This window comes from Nostoc sp. T09 (assembly GCF_002154695.1).
Taxonomy (GTDB): Bacteria; Cyanobacteriota; Cyanobacteriia; order Cyanobacteriales; family Nostocaceae; genus Aulosira.
In genome coordinates this window covers 1-1,857 of record NZ_MTAV01000263.1, presented here as the reverse complement: position 1 = coordinate 1,857, position 1,857 = coordinate 1, and the positions used below count along the sequence as shown (strand labels likewise).

Sequence of the window (1,857 nt, the reverse complement as noted above, 5' to 3'; positions counted from 1 at the left end):
CCATTTCAAAGTCAGTGCCCCAGAGTACACGTCGCTGACAACACAAATTTTTATTGCTGGTGATCCTCACCTGGATTCAGATACAACCTTTGCAGTGCGATCAATGATCGTTGAATTACAAAAGCACGAAGCGCTAGACGAACTCAAGGCACCCAATCAAAGTAAACAGTTTTACACAACGGAATTTGATTTTGTGTTGAAACCCGTTACTCTCTCTAGCAGAGAATTATAAAGCAACGGTTGCACATTATGTCTACACCATCAATCCAGAACAATCCGCTAATTGGCATTTGGAAGTTAATTTCTGCAACTGCCATTTACGCTGATGGAACGGTGACTCCAGACGTGTATGGAACTCATCCGGTTGGCTACATTACTTACACATCAGATGGTCACATGATGGTGATGTTTTCTAGGAGCGAGCTTCCTTCGGAAGAGCTTCGCTAACGCCCACCGCTCAGTCAAGAGGTTCAATCGCCGCTAAGTCCGGAACTCCAATCTCTACCCGTTGAAGAGCTTGCTCAAGCATTTACGACATTTAATGCTTACGCTGGAACTGATACGTTGAGCGGCAACACAGCGACTCACCAGATCGAAATTGCATCAATTCCTAATCGGGCTGGTACAGCGTTAGTTCGCACCTTTACTCTAAGTGAGAACCGAGTAACGCTCAGGACGCCGCCAGTTTTGAGTGATGGTGTTGAGAAGGTTTTTGAGTTGGTGTGGGAGCGCATTCAATTGTTTAGCAAGATGACATCTGGCAAACGTCATAATTTCACCACCTATAACTTTATAAGGAGTAAAGTCATGACCACATATCGCACAATCGCGATCGATGGTTTAGATATTTTCTACCGGGAAGCTGGAGAGCGCAGTAATCCAACCATTCTACTGTTGCATGGCTTCCCAACCTCATCTCACATGTTTCGCAACTTAATTCCTGCCTTAGCCGATCGGTTCTATCTGATTGCACCCGATTATCCTGGCTTCGGCAACAGTTCCATGCCAAGTGTGGATGAGTTTGACTACACGTTCGATCACCTGGCTGAGATTGTGGAGAAATTCATTACCGCTATCAATCTCAAAAAATACAGTCTTTATGTGATGGATTATGGTGCTCCCATCGGTTATCGCATTGCGGCTAAATATCCAGAGCGAGTGGAAGCCTTAATTGTACAAAACGGGAATGCCTACGAGGAAGGTCTGCGTGAATTTTGGGACCCAATCAAAGCATACTGGCAAGACCGTTCGCCTGAGAATGCGGACAAGCTCAAACACCTTTTTACACTGGAAGCAACGAAGTGGCAGTATACCAACGGCGTTCGCAATCTTGAAGCAATTAGCCCGGATACCTGGAACATGGATCAACTCTTTCTTGATCGCCCCGGAAACGAAGAGATTCAACTGGCGCTGTTTTATAGCTATGGCACCAACCCACCATTATATCCGCAATGGCAGGAGTATTTCCGCAAACATCAACCCCCCACTCTAATTGTTTGGGGTCAGAACGACTACATCTTCCCTGCTGAAGGCGCTTATCCCTACCAGCGCGATTTGAGAGATGTTGAGTTTCATTTACTCGATACCGGACATTTTGCCCTGGAAGAGGATGGGAATGCGATCGCAAACCATATCTCTCAATTTCTCGCGTCACGACTGCAACACGTCCCTGCCTAATGAGAACAAACACCACTTTGATTTCTGTTGATTTCTTAGGCTATGAATCAAGCAATGAGAAAGATACTACTAGCAACAAACTTTTAGATGGTTTACAAATGAAAATTTTTGTTGCCGGGCCAACAGGAGCGATCGGGCGTCCGCTACTCGCCCAATTACTTGCGAAGGGTTGCAGCAGCA

Annotated in this window: 2 protein-coding genes and 2 pseudogenes; all 4 read left to right on the top strand. The window is 45.8% G+C overall.

Features of this window, described 5'->3' with window-relative positions:
- Positions 1 to 232, top strand: a pseudogene (locus tag BV372_RS34375) (hydroxyquinol 1,2-dioxygenase); the annotation flags it as partial.
- Between the two features lie 17 nt (positions 233 to 249).
- Positions 250 to 723: pseudogene (locus BV372_RS34370) on the top strand (lipocalin-like domain-containing protein); the annotation flags it as partial.
- 84 nt (positions 724 to 807) lie between these two features.
- The gene (locus tag BV372_RS34365; protein WP_086691979.1) at positions 808 to 1,677 is read left to right on the top strand and encodes an alpha/beta fold hydrolase; all 870 of its coding nucleotides are present in this window, start codon (positions 808 to 810) and stop codon (positions 1,675 to 1,677) included.
- A partial coding sequence (locus BV372_RS38135) for a hypothetical protein (protein WP_256973632.1) occupies positions 1,677 to 1,857 on the top strand: 181 nt, incomplete at its 3' end. The genes BV372_RS34365 and BV372_RS38135, both read left to right, overlap by 1 nt.

What these genes read in the sequence shown, in the direction of transcription:
- BV372_RS34365 (WP_086691979.1), top strand. Translation starts at nt 808, where the DNA reads ATGACCACATATCGCACAATCGCGATCGATGGTTTAGATATTTTCTAC.